The sequence below is a fragment of the Streptococcus infantis genome, from assembly GCF_047464615.1.
GTDB lineage: Bacteria > Bacillota > Bacilli > Lactobacillales > Streptococcaceae > Streptococcus > Streptococcus infantis_Y.
Window position 1 is genome coordinate 30,813 of the sequence record NZ_JASHBO010000002.1, and the last position, 19,386, is coordinate 50,198.

Annotated in this window: 15 protein-coding genes; all 15 read right to left on the minus strand. The window is 35.8% G+C overall.

Going from position 1 to position 19,386, the window contains the following annotated elements:
- Positions 1-36: 36 nt before the first annotated feature.
- Positions 37-2,031, minus strand: a complete 1,995-nt coding sequence (locus QM450_RS01410) for an SEC10/PgrA surface exclusion domain-containing protein (RefSeq protein WP_414319448.1) — start codon at positions 2,029-2,031, stop codon at positions 37-39.
- 173 nt (positions 2,032-2,204) lie between these two features.
- A complete protein-coding gene (locus tag QM450_RS01415; RefSeq protein ID WP_414319449.1) occupies positions 2,205-2,933 on the minus strand; it encodes an LPXTG cell wall anchor domain-containing protein in 729 nt (242 codons plus the stop codon).
- A 16-nt stretch (positions 2,934-2,949) separates the two neighbouring features.
- Positions 2,950-4,023 carry a hypothetical protein gene (locus tag QM450_RS01420; protein WP_414319450.1) on the minus strand — a complete coding sequence of 358 codons (1,074 nt, stop codon included), beginning with the start codon at positions 4,021-4,023 and terminating at the stop codon, positions 2,950-2,952.
- Positions 4,024-4,036: 13 nt separating this feature from the next.
- Complete coding sequence (locus tag QM450_RS01425; RefSeq protein ID WP_414319451.1) at positions 4,037-4,375, minus strand: conjugal transfer protein TrbC; 339 nt, start codon at positions 4,373-4,375, stop codon at positions 4,037-4,039.
- A 91-nt stretch (positions 4,376-4,466) separates the two neighbouring features.
- Positions 4,467-6,317, minus strand: coding sequence for an AAA family ATPase (locus tag QM450_RS01430; protein ID WP_414319452.1), 1,851 nt, complete (start codon positions 6,315-6,317; stop codon positions 4,467-4,469).
- 2 nt (positions 6,318-6,319) lie between these two features.
- A complete protein-coding gene (locus tag QM450_RS01435) occupies positions 6,320-8,065 on the minus strand; it encodes a type IA DNA topoisomerase (protein WP_414319453.1) in 1,746 nt (581 codons plus the stop codon).
- A 160-nt stretch (positions 8,066-8,225) separates the two neighbouring features.
- On the minus strand, positions 8,226-13,220 hold the full coding sequence (locus QM450_RS01440; protein ID WP_414319454.1) for a PBECR4 domain-containing protein: 4,995 nt from the start codon (positions 13,218-13,220) through the stop codon (positions 8,226-8,228).
- 11 nt (positions 13,221-13,231) lie between these two features.
- Entirely contained in the window at positions 13,232-13,492 is a 261-nt protein-coding gene (locus tag QM450_RS01445) for a hypothetical protein (protein WP_414319455.1), read from the minus strand.
- Positions 13,493-13,610: 118 nt separating this feature from the next.
- Positions 13,611-15,947 carry a MobP2 family relaxase gene (mobP2, locus tag QM450_RS01450; protein WP_414319530.1) on the minus strand — a complete coding sequence of 779 codons (2,337 nt, stop codon included), beginning with the start codon at positions 15,945-15,947 and terminating at the stop codon, positions 13,611-13,613.
- Between the two features lie 49 nt (positions 15,948-15,996).
- A complete protein-coding gene (locus tag QM450_RS01455) occupies positions 15,997-16,446 on the minus strand; it encodes a hypothetical protein (RefSeq protein ID WP_269798531.1) in 450 nt (149 codons plus the stop codon).
- 10 nt (positions 16,447-16,456) lie between these two features.
- Entirely contained in the window at positions 16,457-17,245 is a 789-nt protein-coding gene (locus tag QM450_RS01460; RefSeq protein WP_269798530.1) for a DNA/RNA non-specific endonuclease, read from the minus strand.
- Between the two features lie 2 nt (positions 17,246-17,247).
- On the minus strand, positions 17,248-17,595 hold the full coding sequence (locus QM450_RS01465) for a hypothetical protein (RefSeq protein ID WP_000164564.1): 348 nt from the start codon (positions 17,593-17,595) through the stop codon (positions 17,248-17,250).
- Positions 17,588-17,905: a hypothetical protein gene (locus QM450_RS01470; protein WP_269798529.1), complete on the minus strand. Its 318-nt coding sequence runs from the start codon at positions 17,903-17,905 to the stop codon at positions 17,588-17,590. Before QM450_RS01470 ends, QM450_RS01465 begins: the two co-directional genes overlap by 8 nt.
- A gap of 411 nt (positions 17,906-18,316) precedes the next feature.
- Positions 18,317-18,604 carry a hypothetical protein gene (locus QM450_RS01475; RefSeq protein WP_269798528.1) on the minus strand — a complete coding sequence of 96 codons (288 nt, stop codon included), beginning with the start codon at positions 18,602-18,604 and terminating at the stop codon, positions 18,317-18,319.
- Between the two features lie 33 nt (positions 18,605-18,637).
- Positions 18,638-18,994, minus strand: a complete 357-nt coding sequence (locus QM450_RS01480; RefSeq protein ID WP_269798527.1) for a hypothetical protein — start codon at positions 18,992-18,994, stop codon at positions 18,638-18,640.
- Positions 18,995-19,386: the final 392 nt, after the last annotated feature.

Below are 19,386 nucleotides of genomic sequence, written 5' to 3' on the forward strand. Positions count from 1 at the left end.
ATGAAGGTGAACGAGATCGCTTAAATACTTCTAAAATCATACCCATTTTCCTGAATAATCAAGTTTATATCCTTGAATCACTTCGTTACGAGCATAAGCACCATTAGATTTTAAATAATACCATGAACCATAATTAGAATCATAAATCCATTCATTTACAGCCATAGCACCACTAGACTTCAGATAATATGATCCTTGCCAAGTATTTCTTGCCATATAGCCACCTGACTTAAAGTAATACCATGAACCATCTACTTTATACCATTGACTATTTACATACGTTCCACCTTGTTTCAAATAAAACCATGAACCATAATTAGAATCATAAATCCATTCTTTATCTGCCATCTTACCATCTGATTTCAAGTAATATGATCCTTGCCATGCACTTCGTAAATAAACACCATTAGATTTCAAATAATACCATGACTTATAGTTTGAATCGTAAATCCATTCACTTTCTGCCATAGCCCCATTAGACTTCAGATAATATGATCCTTGCCAGGTATTTCTTGCCATATAGCCACCTGACTTAAAGTAGTACCATGAACCATCTACTTTATACCATTGACTGGTTACATAAGCTCCACCTTCCTTCAAATAGAACCATGAGCCATAGTATGAATCATAAACCCACTCTTTTTCTGCCATCTTACCGTCAGACTTCAGATAATATGAATCTTGAAACTGATTAGAAACAGGCTTACCATTCAAATAATAATACCACGAACCATTTTCCTTAACCCAACCATTCTTACTTGATTTACTTTGATTCTGAGAAGGTTTGCTAGGTTTATTCGATTTATCCTTGTCTTGTTTTTGAGCAGGATTAGATGGCTTAGCAGGACTTGAATTTTGTTTTTCCTTATCCGTCTTAGCTTTTTCTTGTTTCTCCTTTTCTTCCTGAGCTTTTAGAGAATCAATCTCCTTGGAGATTTTGTTATAGTCGTTATAAGCGCTCTGTAACTTCTCGTACTTACCTTTTTCATCTTGTAATTCTTTTGATTTTTTAGCTAAAGTTGTTTGTCGATTGCTTTCAGTAGTATTTGATGGACTAGAAGTATTAAAAGCGCTCTTTGTTGCTTTAGATAAATCTTCATTAGAAACTTTAATATAACTAATTCCTAAGCCATCTTTTAAATAATGAAGTGAAACTCCAAGATACTCATTCTGATAAGTAGTTCCGTAATTTACACCAGCAATAGACTGAGCATGAAGAAACTCCGTACCATCAAATAAAAAATCTACAATAGAATAATAAATCCATTGTTTCATTTTAGCCTTAGTCATTTCACTTGATACTCCACTTACAGCAAAGTAATTCTCATAGTACTGACCTCCATATTCGCTTACTTCATCTTTCTTACTAGAAGTAGGCAAGCCATATTCTCTAGCTAAATCATTGATACCTTTTACATAGTGCCAATCATAAATACTTCTATTTGCTTCAAGAACTTTTTTTGAAAGTTTATCAGAAAAATCAATAGATGAATTAGCTAATAAAACCTGGGGCATTCCCATCTGTCTACGAACTTGATTAAGCATATCTAAAGCAAAGTAATTCAATTCAACTACAACTTCATTAGGAATGTTGTTGATATCATAAATTTCTACTTGATCTGAAGCACTAGAAATAAAATTCTCTTCTTGATAACGTAATTTACTGCTTTCTGACTTCAAAATTTGTTCTGCTCGATCTCTTTCAGCATCACTTTTATCATAATTGAAATAATCTTTAAGAGCCTTTGCATACTCAGCACTTACTTTAATCGTATTCTTTTCTGAATAAGGTACATTTAACTGAGCTACTTGTTGTTCTAATTCTTTGATCTTGTTTTCACTTTGTGTCAATGAATACCAGCGACCACCTGCAGATACACCGCTAGAAGCATTTGCACTATAAAGACTATCTTTCTGCTTCTCTAATTGAGAAATTCTTGCTTCTCTTACAGAATCAGCATGAACTACACTATTGCTAAATGCAAGTAATGTTACCGTTGAAAATAACAACATTGAGCCTTTAACTTTCATTGTTTACTCCTTAACAAAATTCAAAAAAACTTCTATAAATTCCACAAAACCAATAATTCTAAATATCCATTCTTTTCTCACTTCTATTGTCAATTGACATAAAAGAAAAACTCAAGATATTCTAAAAATTATTTAACAGTACATTGTTATAATTCGTTTAAATTTTCCTTATTTTAAAATAGTTTTTTCTTGTAAAAGTAACCTACTGCTGTCATTAACATGCCACCGATTGAAGCTAGGAAACTTTGTTCTGTTCCTGTATTTGGTAAAGTTACCATTTTACCATCTGCAGTTGAAACACTGATGGTCTTGTCTTCATTTGTAACAGCTCCAAGTGCTTCAGGAGCAACCACTGAACCATCTGAAAGGACTATATTTCCGCCTTGAGTGCTAACAATTGAAGCTCCTGTATTCGTTTCAACAGGATCTTTTGTCACATCGTGAACCACTTGGCCTGTTGCGGTTGAAGTAGTCCCAATTTGTGAAGTGCCCTGTTGATTGGCTTGATCAGTAGTCTTTGGTTTTTCAGCTGGTACGCCGTCTAGGCTCTCCGCATTATCTTTACCCTGCGGTTTGTCTGTAGTTGATGATGTATCTGGTACAGTTGGTTTATCAGTTGATACGCCATCTAAACTCTCCGCATTGTCTTTACCCTGCGGTTTGTCTACTGTTGATGATGCATCTGGTGTTGTTGGATCAACTGGAGTAACAGAAGGATCTGTTGGTTGAGTTACTGGAGCCTCTGTTTCTGTTGAAGCACTTGGCGCTGTCGGTGTAACCACTTCCGTTGTTGGAGCAGAAGAATCAATTGGTGCAAGCTCATCTGCATATACAGAACCAGCTTGTGCAAGTGCGATAGTTGATAGTGCTAGTGTAGCTAATACTTGTTTTTTCTTGTGCATTTTGATTTTTCCTTTTCTAATTTTTAAGATAATTTGATTCTTTTGGTTCTGTTTCTACAACAAATCCATATTTTGAAGAATCAGAAGCTTTTACATCAAAAGTTAATCTAACGCTAGATGATTTATCCCCTTTTTTGACGGATAGGATATAGGAAACCGTGTATTTTTGAGTTTCTGAATCATAATTCAACTTCTCTAAAATAACGGACTGTAAAATTCCTTCTTTTGGTTGGGTGAATTTTGCATCACCTTCAGAAAGAAAATCCACTAGATTTTCTTTTTTGCCTGAGTAATAAGAAGGTAAGAAATAGCGACTAAATACATCAACTTCATTTTTCGTTGAAATGATTAGTTGAGTATTTTTTTGTTCCTGATATAAGAAATTTACTTTTTCTGACTGGTTTGATAGTTGAGCGAAAGCAAAAAATACACAAACGATATTTACTATTGTAATCACTCCAACAAAACCTAAAAATAGATAAAATCTCTTTAGGAAAGATGACTGCTTTTGAGACAGGGGAGACACAACATCTGTTTGATCTCTTGCTTTTGGAACAGGTGGCAGGCGATTGGATTGTGAAACAGCCTCTGTCTCACCTTCAGCTGGGAAAAGGGGAAGAGAAGAATCGGATAATCCCAAACTTTGTTTATATACAGGATAAATCTGGTTCTCAAAATACTCCCGTTTTTCTTGATAGCTGTAATTCGCAAATTCAGAGCTAGTAAGTATCGCTTGAATGAGGGGAAGTAAGAGGTTTTCATAGTCTTCTGTAATGCGGAATGGACTAGCATAAACCTCCCCTTCTGTCACCACGCTTTTTCCTTCCAGATGGGCAATTGCTACTTTTTTCAGCTGAAACTGACCATACATCTGTTTCAACTCTCTAAATAACAACTCGGCCTGGTGAAATGTTAGGTAGGGCAAACTTTTTGAAATCGGCTGAGAAAAATCAGAAAGATGATCCAATGCCTCAATGATAGCAAGTAACTCACGATCATCCTCTGGACCTCTTCCATCTTCCCAGGAGATTTCTAAAAATAGATCATCTGTAATCGTACAGCGATCTTTATTAAAGAGTGAAAAAGCCATAAATCACCACCCCTTAACTTTTCACGAAATCAAAAATCCATTCAATGATACTTGGTCCCGCTGAAACACCAATAATTGCAATTGCAATTGATACCCAATGTTTTTTCATTGAGGCTTTTAACTCCCGTCCACCAAACGCATAAATGAGCGAAGTGACAACGGCAGCTAACCCAAATAGTGCAACACTGACTAGCTGAACTTTTGTAATTCCTTGTTTTGCCAAGTTATCCGACTTAGCAAATGGATCGTCCGCATAGACTGTAGATCCTGTTAGGAATAGGGAAAGGCTCAATAAAAACATCTGTGATTTTGTTTTTACTTGCTGAAGTTGTCTTGTCAAATAATTTTTCATAGAAATCCTCCTTTGTTTTTTTGACAACGTTAGTATAATAGATAATTGAAAAAAATTTTTTAAAGGGACAATCATTTTTTTAAGGTAAGTTTTAAGAAAATAATGCTTCCCCAAATGACGTCTTTTCAGCTTCGACATCGAATAATATTTTTCTTTTATCTTCACGGTGATGCTCATCTGGCGCATCACCTTCTACCCAAAGATGAAAATGATACTCTTGATTGTGATCAGATAAGTTCAGAAACTCTTTAGAAATTAAAGGAAGCACCTTATGTTTAATCACTCTTTCCAGTGGCCGTGCACCATCCTTTATATTGGTTCCTACATCCAATAAATAAGTAACCAAACTTTCTTCATAAGAAAGAGTCAACTGTTGATTCTTCATTCTTTCTTCGATTTCTGATAGTTGTTTGACAATAATTTCCTTATTCACTTCCTCGTCTAACATGTTGAAAATCAATTTATATTCAATTCGATTGAGAAATTCTGGTCGAAATTTAGTTTCTAACTCCAACGTCATGCTCTTTTCAAACTGTACCTTATCCCTATCTGTTAGTTTCTTAAAATTCCCTTTCAATTCATACTGATTAATAATTTTTTGTGAACCAATATTCGTAGTAATAATGACGATCGTATTCTTAAAGCTCACTTGCCTTCCAGTTGAATCAGTCAAGCGCCCAGCATCAAGCACCTGCAAAAATAAATCTACAACTTCTGAGTGTGCTTTCTCAACTTCATCGATCAGGATAACGCTATAAGGTTTTTGTTTAACCTTCTCAGTCAATTGACCCTTCGTTCTAGTTTGACGATCGCCAATCAGTTTTGTAATATCTCCTTTTTGCTTATACTCAGACATATCAAAACGAATGATTGCCTCCTCATCATCAAACATCCCCTCTGCCAATGCCAGGGCAAGCTCGGTTTTTCCAACTCCAGAAGTTCCTAGAAACATGAAGGAAGACAAGGGCTTTCTTTGATCCTGTAAACCAGCTTGGGCAACAGTTATAGCATTCACAACAGCATCTACAGCCTCATCTTGGCCCTTAACACGTCGTGACAGCTTTTCTTTTAAACCATCCAGTCTTTCCTTGTTACCTTTCAAAATCGTCGTGACAGGAATACCTGTTTTATTTTTCAGCACCTCTGCAATTTCTTGCTTCCTGACATAGCCTAATCCATTTGTAGAACAAATTGTCGCTGCTTCATCTATTAAGTCAAAGGCTTTATCAGGTAAAAATTGATCAGGTATGTAGCGGACGGATAGAAGTACAGCTTGTTTTACAGCATCAGAACTAATAGACACCTGGTGAAAATTTTCGTAAATAGTTTTAGCTTGCTCAAGAATTTCAATCGCTTGAGTAGTTGTTGGTTCAGAAACCCTAATTGGCTGCATCCTTCGCTCAAGCGCTCGGTCCGTTTCAATATATTCATGAAATTCATCTAATGTAGTTGCGCCAATCAATTGCATCTCGCCACGTGACAAAACTGGTTTAATGATATTTCCAGCATCCAAAGCGCCCTTATCTGAACCACCAGCACCAACAATAGTATGAAATTCATCAATAAAGAGAAGATTCTCTCCTTTGGTTTCTACCATCTCCTCAATAATTTTTTTAAACTTAACAATAAATCCTCCATCCTCATCTGACATTAAACTAGATAGTTCTAGAGAGCGCACGGTCAAGTTTTTTAATTTTGGAGACACCTGGTTTCTTAAAATGGCCAAAGCAAATCCTTCAACAATGGCTGTTTTTCCAACTCCAGCTTCTCCCACCAAAATAGGATTATTCTTAGTTCGCCTGAGAAGAGTGGTCTGAACAGCTTCTACTTCTTTATCACGGCCGTACACCTGATAATCTTCTGCTTTTTTTGAAACTTTTTCTGTCAAGTTATCTGTATAACGATCTAAATAGGGTGTTTTTTTCTTTTCTTCAGTAGTCACACTTAATCACCTCTTTCTTTTACTTCTTTGATTTGAAGAGTGAGCTTATCTTTTATCGCATCCACAAATTCTCGTGGATTAATTGTCCCTTCTCCTATCTGAGATAGAAACATTTCCCAGCCTCCTGTTGTCTCTGGATCAGAAAACTCATTGTCATAGAGATAATTGATAAGTAGATAGGCTTTGTTGGTAGGCGTTAGTTGACCTGTTTTTTTATCTTTAACAACATAACCCTTACTTTGAATTTTTTTAATGATTTCTCCTCTAGTGGCTTGTGTTCCCAAGCCATATTTAGGAAATATTTGGCCAATCAATTGGCTTTCAGTTAGTTTTTTAGGTGGTTTTGTTTCACCCCCTAAAATATGAACCTGCGTATCAATTTTATCTCCCACTTGATAATCAGGAACTTCAACAGGACCTCGTACCTTTCGTGAACTCCATTCAGCCCATCCCAACTTATGAAGCGTTCTACCCTTTGTTTTAAAAACAAAACCATTATTTTCTACTTCAATTGTTTTGGTTGAATAATAACAATCATCCGCAAACATTAATATTGCCTGCTTCACAACTGCTTCATAAATTAGTCGTTGGTCAGTTTTTAAATTTGAAAGGTTTGGAATTCTTTCAGTCGGAATCAAGGCTGAGTGGCTCGTACCAGACACTTTTTCATCATTGACGTAATCTTCTCTAGGCTCCAAAAACGCCGGCTGAAAATGACAATTAATAGCTTTTTGATAGGCAGATAGATTTTCTTTTAAATCATCAAATTCAAAATGACTGATGTATTCTGAGTCTGGTCGTGGATAGGAGAGAAAACCTTCCAAGTACAGTCCCTCAACAATGCTCTCTGTTTTACTTGAGTCAAATTTCCAGGCGCTTGCTGCAAAACTTTGTAATTCAGACAAGGTAAATAGTTGTGGAGCTGATTTCTGATGTTCTTCTACCTCAACTGAAGAAACAACAGAGGTAGTTGATAATCCCCTTGAAGAGGCTAAAATAGCTTCACTATCTTTAGTTTTATCTTTGGTCGTAAAGAACACCCCATTTTTATTATCCTCCAGCTGAAGCTTCCAATATTTTTCTGGGGTAAAGTTGCGAATCTCTAAATCATTTTCACAAACTAGTCTGACTGCTGGTGTTTGAACTCGGCCAACCGATAGATGGCTACCTTTTGTTCGAGGGAGTTGTCCTCTTGCTTGAAGATCAAGAGTTGCAAGAGGTGATAAGTTCATTCCTACCAACCAATCACTTTGTGCACGTGCCTCAGCTTCCAAATAGTAATTATAGGTTTCTGAAGGTTCCTTCAATTCCTGAAAAGCTTTTTGAAGAGCTTTATTTGTCATGGAGCTTGCCCAAAGACGTTTCCAAATTTTCTCCTTCCCCCCTGGTATGTGCGATAAAATAGAGTACGCAATCCGCTCTCCTTCTCTATCAGCATCCGTCCCAATAATCACTTGATCTGCTGCTACCACTTCATCATAGATTCTCTTAAATTTTTCCCTTGAATTCTTGTCCTCTTTCAGATGTTGCTTAAATGAAACATTTGTAAGAGGTAATTTATCAAGCGACCAATTGTCTGGTTCACTGTATTCAAATAGGTGCCCTTCAGCAGCCACCACATGTACTTCAGCTGGAAAATAGGGTGAATGCCTAATGACATAGACACCTTTCTTTTTACTAAATTGTCCCAAAGCTGTAGCGTAAGCTTCTGCCTGTTTCTCTTTTTCAGCCAGAATAACTATAACCATATCATTCTCCTTCTACTTCATTTTCAGTCATTGTAAGCTATAATTAAAAAATCTTTTGTAAAGGGACATCGACAAAGAATAGAGTGAGTTGATATCAATAAACAGCACAAAAAGTTATACAACTTTATACACAAAAAGAGGCTCTTAAAGAGCACTCTTTCTAGATTTTAAGCCCCTTCTTTGGGCTTTGGATAAAATTTTGATTTTGTACCACCTGTCTGTTTAACTGGTAAGGCTTTGTATGTTGTTCAACACTTTTTACAATCTTAGATACTGTTCCATGAATTCGTTTCATAGATTGCGCTAGTTGTTGATCGTCAAGAGAGGTCAAATTATCAGTCCAAATTGCCATATAGCGAATGGCTTTTTCAGAAGTATCTAACCCAAAATGATTAGAAACGAGATAACTTGTCATCTCAGCTTCAAGTTCTCTACGATCTTTTGAGAAATCTTCCTTATACGAGTTAGAAAATTTAGGATTATGTAGACTAGCATGCGCCAACTCGTGAATAGTGGTTGCAACGACTTCCCCAGGAGTATTATCCGGATTCAAAAGTATCTTTTGTTCATCTGGATAAAAAGCTCCTTTCGCACTTCTCAACTCTTTTGCATCGTCTTGATAGATTGTTACCCCAATACCCTTAGCATAGTCTGAAAGCCCTTCAAGTACCTCTTTTGTACGAATATGATCCATATTAAAGTCATAGTGACGATTTGGCATCGCTTTGGGATAAAATTCAGGTTTCAAGGTTGTTTGAGACAACTCAAATACTTTATACGTAGCGAATTTAGCTAAGCCTGTGTTTGAATCTCTTTCCTGGAAGAAGCGAGATTTCAATTTTCCTTCTTTCTTTAACGCCTTTTCTTCAGGTGTCGCTTCAGAAAGTCTTTTATATTTTGGATTGCCTTTTCCATTTTTTACCTGATTTCTATTTTCATCCAATACAGGAATCATCTCAACCATCATAGGTCTAAACAAGGTAATATGTGATTTTTCTCCTGTCTTAACCGAAAGATTGTTATGGACAACTTCTCTTGTTCGACCTGTTTTTTTATTGGTATAGGTATTTCTAGTTTCAAATACCTGATCTGAAGTAATCCCAAGAACTTCCCCCATCGATTGCCATTGATTATAGGTTGCGACTGCACTCGCTCCTGGCCACTGTTCCTGAATCAAAGCGACATTTCTAGGTGAGAGCTCTGGAAACTTACTCATAAAATTCAGATACTCTTCTAACCGTTCTGGTGTTTCTGTGTACTCTCTCACTTTTTGGAAAGCAACCTCACTCAATTCATGAGGCGTTAAAGCAGCATAATCAATACTACTTGAGTTTACTTCAGGAGTCTCCAAATCTGAAATAGGTTTCTCTTTCAGAATCTCCTCTACACGCTGAAGCAAATTATTTTTAGTTTCTTGCTTAGAAGATTGAAAAGCCACCGTTTCTCTTGTATCAAGAGTTTGACCTTCTCCCTCTTCCGTCAATCGAGACGATTCATTTGCTTCCTGGGAAATTTCCTTATTCACCTCTTTATTTTCCAGCTGAGAAAGAATTTCTTCATCCATCGATGCTAGTACAGATTGACCGTTGAGTCGACGATATCCTAATCCTAGCATTTGTGAAATTGGTTTAGTCTCATCTCCAACATCATATCGAATTCCCTCTTTAATAACTTCACCACCTGGAGCATAAATATCAAACTTAATTTTGGTAGGAGGGATATATCCTTCAGTGTTGCCCGCTGTTACTTGTTTCATTCCTTCTTGATGAATTGGATAAAAGTCCTGATTGGCCTTGTATAGCTCTCTAACAAAATCTTGATAAGATATCAGCTCTGTTTCTTTAAAGGGCAATATAGGGCCTTCTGGCCGCTCCTCAGACCATTGAAGACGTACATGGTAGTTTTCCTTATAGATATGATCTTGCTGCCATTCTTCATAGAAGTCTGAATTTATATCTAGGAGATTATCTTCTCCAGCAGCTGCAACAATCTGATCAAATTTATCATTGTATTTCTTAGCATAATCAAGATATTGATCCCAGGCTTTATGAAATGCTTCTGGAGTTTTTGAGATGTCATTTGGAACACCTAAATTATAGACAGTATCCAAAACTTGAGTAAAGGTTACTGAATCAAGTGTAGTTTTATCTATAGTATTTACTGAAGTTGTTTGTTCAGATTCTTTAGGAATCTCTTCATACTGCTTATTTTTTAAGACAGATAACATTTCCTCGCCACCATCTTTAACATATTCCTCATTGATTGACAGTTGCTCAATGTGACCATCCCTTTCTCTATAGACACCGAGAATTGTACCAGTATCTATATCTTCTAGTTGTTTACTTAAATCACCTTTCACCCTCATTAAAGATGCTGGGACATGAGTAAATTCTTTTTCTTTGAATAACAATAGCAAATCTGTATCTTCTGGTCTGATTGCCTTTGTAAGATCCAGATTATTAAATTTCTTTACAGATGAAAGATCGTTAAACACAAAGGAATCTGACTCTATCACCTCAGGTAATAAGTTCAAAACTTTTAATTTATCTGACATTCCCTGCGTAAATTTTAAATCTTTGAAATGCCCTTTCCCAGCTGCAACATCTTCAACGAATGACTCAGACAAATGTTCTACCCACTCATTATATACAGGTGTTACTCCGGTTAAGTGCATCCAATTTTTCTTGTCAAATTTAACATTTAGAATTTGGAATTGCTTTTCTTCTGGATTCTTATAAACATAATGGATACTTGTCCCTGACATTTCTTTTAAATACCATTGAGCCGAGTCCCTCATTGCGTTTGCATATAGATTTAACGTCCGCATGTTTTTTCTGAATTTTTTATTTGACATTCGATCCTCATCGATGGTAAAATGAAGACGAACATTGGCAGGAAAATCAGGTTGAGAATTTTTCTCAACGGGCTGCGGTGCTGTCCCTGGAGTTTCTACTCCTAAAGAACTGGAATTGCGATTTAATAGTTCGCCCCCAGTGTTAGTCTCTTGATAATTATCAAGGGACTTTTCTTTTTCTTCTGATTCAACTAACTCTAATTGAATATTTTCCTCAGCTGAAATCTGAGACTGATAGTCATGATCTGCCTTTTGTGCCTGTTCTAAGTAAGAGCTTGGAAGAACTTCTCCCAATTGTGTTGAAAGATCATTTTTTTCACTACCAATGTCATATCGTAAATCATCTGTCAGACGATTCCCCTCCTCATCTTGCAACGCAAAATAAGTTTTATCATATCCCAGACTAAGCATTCTCAAATTATTCTCTTCATACAATTGAGCTATAAAATCCTTATATGGAATCACATCTCCTGATGAGAATTTCTGAGACAGATTTGGATTTTCTGTAAAATCAAAGGCTACAAATAACTCTGGAGGTACTGAGCTTCGCTCTTCCTCTATCATCTGTTTTACTCCAGCATTTCCTTGCGCTTGTTTGGCAAGCAATTCATCCACCTTCAGTCTTTCTTCATCTGTTTTCGGATGATACTTGGTTTGTGAAGATAATTGAAACTCTCCTTCTTCAGTCAACTCCAGGGCAACTCTTCGTAACCCTTTTACAAAATAAGTATTTGGTTGTTTTTGCCACTGATTCACTAGGTCCTCATCAATTAAGGCTTGAGCTGCTGGCTGAATGCTCGTTTTACCCATTTGTTCAGATATAGCTTCAAGTCTAGTCAACTCTTCTTGATAGCGTTTGAGAGTAGCTTTAGTAAAGAACGACTCCCCACGTTCAGCTTTCGCTAGCTCTTCACGGATTCGAGGTATATTTTGAACACTCATCTCCAGACCACTTCCCTGACGATTCAATCCCATCTCTTTCAAACGTTGTTGATGCTCCAGGCGTTCTACTAGCTCTTCCTGTTGTCTAATCTCATCCATCTTTGAGAAGACTTGACCTTCTATTTGTTCTTGCTTACGCATAAAGCTAGCACCGTCTCGCTTATCATTCATGGGTTGCCCATTTGTTAACGCTTGGTGGGAATACGCTCTTGAAATAGCATCGTCTTGTTCACCCCTTAGTCTTTCCAATTTTCTACGCGCCTGGGCAAGACGACTGTTATCAGGTTTGTCTTCCTGTTGATTCTTTAGAACATCATTCCAGTCAGTTTTATCTTGTCCTGGTCTTAGTTCTGGTAGATCTGAATTGATAACAGCTCCTTTTGCTTCTAATTCTTGAATGAATGTTCTACCTGCTTTATCATTATCTAAAGCTAGAGTAATCAAATCGGCATTCTTCCCATCTTCAAAAAAGTGATGATCAATAGCTACTTGAAGTCCATCTGCCAATTGTTCAGGTGTCCATATTAGCGCTTTTCCTGACATTTCAGCCTTAATTTGAGATAGATGACGGCCAATAGTCGATTCTTTCAAACCATCCATAGAAACTAATCTGACGTCCTGAAGACTATCTTTGTGCAATTCATAGTAGGACATTAAATCAATTGGACTCTCAGTGAAAATCAATCGTTTTGGACTGCCAATATCAACATGAATACCTGTCATAGGATCGGAGTTTTTCATAATCACTTTAGCATATCCATGTTTTGGCCACTTCTCCCAATTCTCATGGATTCCCTGTAAAGAGGCTCCAACAACTTCACCTGAAGAAGAAAGGGACTTGAAGACAATAACTGGCTCAACCGCATTTGTTGTGACTCCACCATTGCCTTCCGCAAAGTAGTCAAGTTTGGCATTAGCTTGGGCTAAAACGCCCTGTTCCAAAAAATAATCAATCGTTTCATCTGATAGCCCACGTTGATTTCGTAAGTAGTCTCGTCCAGCTGATAACGGCTGCTCGTATTTCTCAAGATAGTATTTAAAATCTTCTTGAGGCCTTTCAACCATTTGAAACTCTTTAAAATTTCCATCATTTAAAAAATCTACAGATTGGTTAAAATCTACTTCCTTTATTGTCTCAACTAAAGAAATCGCATCACCACCTGTATTTCTAGAAAACCATTTCCATAAATTTTTATCAGGTGAAATAACTAGGCTATCATGTTCTTTCCATCGATAGTCTCGTCCAGATCGAACCAGCTCCATCTGAAGCTCATTTGCAACATCCAAAATATCTCTAGAACGTGCAAATTCAACACGTTCTCTACGACTTTTCCCACGTCTTGATTCTTGTTCTGTCATATAAAATCTCCTTAAAATCCTTCATACTGTGGTTTGTATGGTTCTTTCTCTGCTTGTAGAAACGTTTCTGGGTCTAAGTGAACCAATTCTCCTACTGAAAAAGATTCAAATAGCTCAGAATTTTCCTTAAAGTCTAGAACCATTTCTAAATCAGAATTTCTTCCTTGACCCTCAAAATGTACTTGCTTGTTATCGGCATTCATTGCCGTAATTAACCATTCGGCTGAAAAGTCAAAGTCTTCAACTGTGACATCTGGAAATACTAGCTCCATTTTTTCTACTCCTTTCTCTTTTTATCCTTCTATTCTATGTAATAATCGAAACATCACAGTTAAAGGGACAATATAATTCCATTTTCAACAAAAAAAGTCATTGCTTTTACAATGACTCTTATATACTTTGTCCTTTTTCCTCAAGTTCTTGCCTCTCATCACTTCTCTCACGTTCCATAAGGGCTTTTTTATTTGCACGTTGGGCCCTTTGAAGAGAATTGGTCAAATTTCTCATAAAATCTGTATTGATGATTGCTTTGCCTTGGGATTGTTGGACGTTTTTTCTTTGCAAGTTCTTCCTTTCTTGCATTTTATGTGAAACAACTTGAGCTAACTGACTTTTCTGATTGCTTTCTTCCTCTGGCAATATTTTTTGATAGAGTGATTTGAGTTCAGAAAATCCTTTCGCATTCTCCCGTTTTAATTTTTGAATAGTCGTTTGATCAGTCGTTTGTGAAATTTCCTTGTTTCGACTGTAAATCTGATGTTTCAGCTGAAAAATTGAGATATGGGTTTGTAACTCTTCTATATAGCTATCTTTCGTAATAGGATAGCCCTTTAGAATAGTTAGCACTCCTTCATCTTGAAGAGGTTGAACTGCCGCTAATTCTCCCTTCAGACGTTTAATAGGTGCTTGAATTGCTAATGAATCAGCCTTTTCTACTGAAAAAGAAACACTATCTTCAAATTGGTTAGCAAGAGATTGTTTTAAAGATTGGTCTGCTTCACCTAGTTTATAATTTGGAGTCAGTTGCAGTTCAGTCAGCTTCAGTCTTTGTTGAATCTCTTTCTTTTTCAATTCAACAAATGGCTTATCGGTTTCAAGTGGTTGAATTTGATCAAAAAGAGTTTTACGAACTAATAAACTACTCTGTTTTTCCTCCAATAAACTCAATTTTAAAGCATAGCGAAATGTTCCTAACTCCTGGCGCTCTTTTAATGATCGATCACTTTTCTTTTTAGCTGCTTCTACAAGATCTTTCAAATCAGCTGAAGAAAATAGCGACAAGTCTCTTAAAGTAAGTTGCTTCTCCAGTAAGTCTTCTTTCAGCTGACTCACATCATAAACTAATTCCGTAACATATTCAGGACGTCCCAAACCTGTTCCGTGTTTATCATAAGCAGCATAGACTGGTTTTGTGATTTCAAGAGGTTTTGCCCCATCTTTTAACTCATAACCCAGTTTTTTCCAAGCATCTAGTGTTTTAATAACACTTGCATTGGGATCCTGTTCTAAAATCATTTGTTGATTTTTTACTGAGAAATTGGCCAAATTTTTTTCCAGCCGAACATCAGCTATTTCAGGAGCATTCTCACGAAATAGGTGCAAGATTCTATTTGCTAATCGTTCTCTCAACTCCTTCTCTCGATTCGCTATTAATTGCTGCAGATGATAGCCTGCAGCCTCCTGTTGTGTTTTCTCAACACGACCATCAAGTTTCCGAATCTTCTCGTAGGTTGATTTTTTCCCAGCCGAATAAGCTCCTCTATAGGTTTCTAGGAAGTCCTTCGTTTCTTTCAGAAATTCTTGATAGAGCTCTTTCCCATCATTTTCTAAATAGGAATCCAGATAGCGATCAATGAAGAATTTACTGACTGCAAAATCTCTTGCATTTGAGCCATAGCGCCATTTTTTATCCATTGGTAAATGGTTGTAAGCCTGTTCCAAAAAATTTTTTTCAGCTGAAGAACGAACCTTCTGATCTCTAAATACAGAATTGATCAACTCACTTCTGATATTGGCCAAGATTTGTTCTCGTCGAACAATCATTCCTCTAGTCTGTTCATTTAACAGCCCATGAAAAATATCGCTTTTAAAACGCTCAATGGTTTTCTGGGAAAAGTTACCTCTGTACTCCATTCGTCCACGAGGCCGATAGAAAAATTTTTCTCTTGCAGATTCAACTTCGGACAAACCAAAATGCACATGAATATTATCCGTGTTCAAGTGAATGTTAGCCCACCAAAATGATGACTCAGACAAGCCTTCTTTTTCAATCAACCTTGGCAATGCTTCACGTATGACCGACTTAATAGCTTGCTGATCGACTTTTCCAGTTTCCAGATCATATAATCCCTCCTTGGCCAAAAAATCATTATCAAAAGAGATAACACCCTGCCATAAAAGAGAGCCATTTTGATAAGCCTGTTCTAACTTACTTTTCAATTCAGTTACTTTGCTACGCTGCAAGTAATTGGCCTCTTTTGTAAAAATCGCTGTCATCTCTTCACTTTGGTTTTCAGTAGCATAAGAACGATTCATATACTCGATGTATTCCTGGAAATTAAGTTTTGTTTCTGGAACCTCAGCTTGGATTTTTTGTAGTTCATCTTCAGTTAGAGACTCAATATTTTGTCTGTGTGTTTCTAAATTTAATTCATTATCAACCTCAACAGCTTCGTCTCTATTGGTGTATTCTACAAATCCACTATTTGCTTCAGTGTATTGCAGCATGAATGTAATACTTGGACTAGACTCACTCACGAGTAAGGTCTCCTTTCAATTAATGAGAATGTTTAATTGTTTGACCACGTGCAACATCTTCTTGAATGATATCGTTAATTCTTGCCATTAATTCATGCTGTGTAGGATCCAGTCGTGAATGAATAGATTCCAAATCTTGAACATCAAAATCATCTTTCGTAATAGCATGAAAATTGGTCAGCGCTAAATAGAGAATTTGATCAAGTTGTCGATGAATTGCCTTGTTGTCATTTCCAGAATCAAAGGCATCCCTCAAATTTTTTTCCAGCTGAGTCAGTCGCTCATAGAAATTTTTTCCTTCTCCTAATTCAATAAAGAGTTTATAAAAAACTTCAATCAAAGTGACAATCGTTGCCGAATTATTTCGATATTGTTTCCGCAAAGCAGACGATTCTTTCAAGTAGGATTTTATTTCTTTAAATTTTTCATGTGTTTCTTCGCTAAAATATAAGCTAAGTCTTGGATTCATTTTTCCCTCCTCAAATTTTCTGAGATGATCCTGTCAAATAATTGATTTTGTATCCTGGTTGAATATTAAAGATATATACATCAAATGAGATCTCATCATCTTCAATACTCTGTGCTTCCATACGAACTCCTCTAGCAACTAATTCCACATTTCTAAATATAGGAGTTACTCGATAGCGGACATGGTGGTTCGTATTTTTTATGTAGTTAGCAATTTTATTTTCATAGTAAACCATTGATGATTGTTCATCTTCAAAATTTGCATTTAAAGCACGTGTACCTGTAAATAAATTTTTAGCATTTGCATTCTCTCCACTTAATTGAAAACCGATTAAGTGAGAACGATTATATAAATAATCTTCTTTCCCGTTGAAAATTATTTTTTTATTTTTCCATCCTGTTGGTGTGATAGACGAAATAGATTTTCTATCTTCAGTTGGCATCAAATCTTTTCCCAACATCGCTTCAGCAATTCCTACACGATTTAAAAAATCTAGATCAGAATATTTTTCCCAGCTACCATTTTCTAAACTCAATTCGTCTTTTGTAAATTGTGATTTTTCATTGACAACAATCACTTGATTTTTTTCATCATACTCCTTCGATTTCAAATCATCATTTTTCAGAGAAGTATTCAAATTTGAGTTGGAATTTTTTTCTTCAGCTGAATCGGCTATGTTCAATTGAGTCGAGATATTATTTTGTGTCAAGCCAGATTTGATAGCATTAAAATTGTTAGGTTGTACGATAAAGATTGCAAGAAAAATGAGAATAATGAACAGAGATTTATTCTTCTTCATTTTCAAACACCACCTGACCGTCGTTCAGCTTCAAGTGCTGATACATCATCCATAAAATGTAACCAATTTGTCGTTAGTTCATTTACAATATCTTGTTTAACATTTAAAGCTGAAAGAGAAATTTCATTCTTCAACATCAATTCTAAAATCTGACTTTGTTGTTTTTTAATATCAGATAATGTTTCCGCAAATTGATTATTATACAAATTCAATCCGTCGTTCATTACGATATTTTGAACTTGCGATAACATAAACTCATTGAAACTTGGATAGTTATATTTTTTTGAAATAGCTTGAAGTTGTTCAAACATATCATCAGGAACATTTCTAATTAAAAAATTTTTAGTCATCACTTTCCACCTCCCCTTCATACTCTAACCAACGTGAAATATGATCGCCATACCGATCCATTTTTTCTTCAAATTCAGATAGTATCCTTGTCTGTTTTTTCATTTGTTTCAGAACATGGTCAGAAGCTAATTTCATATTTTCTAAATGAGCCACATACAAATCTTGAGCACGATTAAATTTTCCATACTCAATTTTTTCACGACAGATTGAGAGCAGAAAATCGTTAAATGAGTTGGCTTTATTTTTCTTAGCAAGAGCTTTTAGATAGGCAACTTCTTCCTGTGCTAATCCTCTAATGAGAATGTCCATCTGTATCCTCCATCTTATTATTTATTGTCCCAAAAACAGGACTTCTTTTTTCTTTTGTCGAAGCAAAAGTAAAAAGAAGCAAAAAAGAAAACTTCAACCTCGCAACATCACGAACCGATACGGTTCTATTTTTGCGGTTTTTCAACACACTAACACACACAGAGGGACTAAGGTCCTTTTTAGTGTGTTGTGGTAGAAAAGAGCATAAGGGAAACTGATATCACGTGCCGTGATATGTTGATAGTATCAACGTTTCCAATGATATCAATTTTCTCGGTTTCACCTACTTACACACACATGCTATACTTACCTTTACACACTTTATAGGTGTTATACTTACACCGTTTTCCCTTTTTACACACTTTTGCTTACACCGTCTTAGACTTCGCTTTGAAGTTCAAAACTCAAAAATTAAGACTGATTTTCAGCTGAAAAGTATCCTTCTTCACGATTTTTTTTAGCTGCTAAACGTTGTTCTTTTTCCTCCTCTTTGATAAGGTTTAATTCCATTTTTAACTCTTCAAAAATTGATTCATACGACTGATTTTTATTTTTCTTCAATTGAATTTGAACATAAATTTTACCAATTTGTTTTTGAAGATTCTCTTCTGCTTCTTTACGTTCCTGTTCCAAAAGGGCAACTCTTTTCTTTGCCTCTTCTAGTTGATTATCAATTTTTTTTAAATCATTTTTGGCCATGATTACTTCTCCTTTTTTCTAATTTCGTATTTCTTATTTCCTTAATTTATTTCCTGCAAAGCTGGTAATTTTTTCTTTTATAATTTGGAAGTTGCTCCACAAATCGCCATCTAATTTTTTCAAATCAATCACATAAACTTCATGATCATTTTTCTTGATGGTTAGTGTGAAAGAACGTTCATCAATTTTAATTTCCTGTAGAACGAGGTACATTGAAGAAAACATTTCTCCTTTATACCCTGGATTACTATGATAGGTTATTCCATATTCATCAATATCCAGCGCAACCCATTTTTGTTTTCTAAGCAAACCTTTTGTACTTGTGAATACAGTACGATGCTTTCTAACTGGTTGATTCTCCCTTGGTGCTAATTTAAGTTGTTCTTTCATTTTTCTGCCTTTCTTTTTTGATTGATTCTAGTATAAAAGATAACTAAAAAAAATTTTTTAAAGGGACAATCATAAAAATAAACCCCCTTAATTCAAAAATTAAGGAGATTCATTCTCTTTATTCACTATCCGTTTATCTTATCCCACAAGGGTTGGAACCAAATAGAGCTTAACAATGGACGATATAATATCTTTGTCAAAATTGTAGAAATTAAAATACTAAACCATAGTACACTCATGGTATCGTAATAATAAAGAATTGTAGAAGAGTTAAGATTTACAAACCACTGATAAGTAAGAAAGGCCGACACAGTAAGTAAAATATATAGAGTGAAGCAACAATCAATCATTATAAAAAACATTACATGGTAAAGCTTTTTAAAACTTTTCTT

Excerpts from the sequence above, each read along its gene's own strand:
- QM450_RS01425 (WP_414319451.1), bottom strand. The coding sequence starts at position 4,375 with ATGAAAAATTATTTGACAAGACAACTTCAGCAAGTAAAAACAAAATCA.
- QM450_RS01460 (WP_269798530.1), bottom strand. The coding sequence starts at position 17,245 with ATGAAGAAGAATAAATCTCTGTTCATTATTCTCATTTTTCTTGCAATC.
- QM450_RS01465 (WP_000164564.1), bottom strand. The coding sequence starts at position 17,595 with ATGACTAAAAATTTTTTAATTAGAAATGTTCCTGATGATATGTTTGAA.
- QM450_RS01475 (WP_269798528.1), bottom strand. The coding sequence starts at position 18,604 with ATGGCCAAAAATGATTTAAAAAAAATTGATAATCAACTAGAAGAGGCA.
- QM450_RS01420 (WP_414319450.1), bottom strand. The coding sequence starts at position 4,023 with ATGGCTTTTTCACTCTTTAATAAAGATCGCTGTACGATTACAGATGAT.
- QM450_RS01480 (WP_269798527.1), bottom strand. The coding sequence starts at position 18,994 with ATGAAAGAACAACTTAAATTAGCACCAAGGGAGAATCAACCAGTTAGA.
- QM450_RS01410 (WP_414319448.1), bottom strand. The coding sequence starts at position 2,031 with ATGAAAGTTAAAGGCTCAATGTTGTTATTTTCAACGGTAACATTACTT.
- QM450_RS01470 (WP_269798529.1), bottom strand. The coding sequence starts at position 17,905 with ATGGACATTCTCATTAGAGGATTAGCACAGGAAGAAGTTGCCTATCTA.
- QM450_RS01455 (WP_269798531.1), bottom strand. The coding sequence starts at position 16,446 with ATGAATCCAAGACTTAGCTTATATTTTAGCGAAGAAACACATGAAAAA.
- QM450_RS01445 (WP_414319455.1), bottom strand. The coding sequence starts at position 13,492 with ATGGAGCTAGTATTTCCAGATGTCACAGTTGAAGACTTTGACTTTTCA.
- mobP2 (WP_414319530.1), bottom strand. The coding sequence starts at position 15,947 with ATGCTGCAATACACTGAAGCAAATAGTGGATTTGTAGAATACACCAAT.
- QM450_RS01435 (WP_414319453.1), bottom strand. The coding sequence starts at position 8,065 with ATGGTTATAGTTATTCTGGCTGAAAAAGAGAAACAGGCAGAAGCTTAC.
- QM450_RS01440 (WP_414319454.1), bottom strand. The coding sequence starts at position 13,220 with ATGACAGAACAAGAATCAAGACGTGGGAAAAGTCGTAGAGAACGTGTT.
- QM450_RS01415 (WP_414319449.1), bottom strand. The coding sequence starts at position 2,933 with ATGCACAAGAAAAAACAAGTATTAGCTACACTAGCACTATCAACTATC.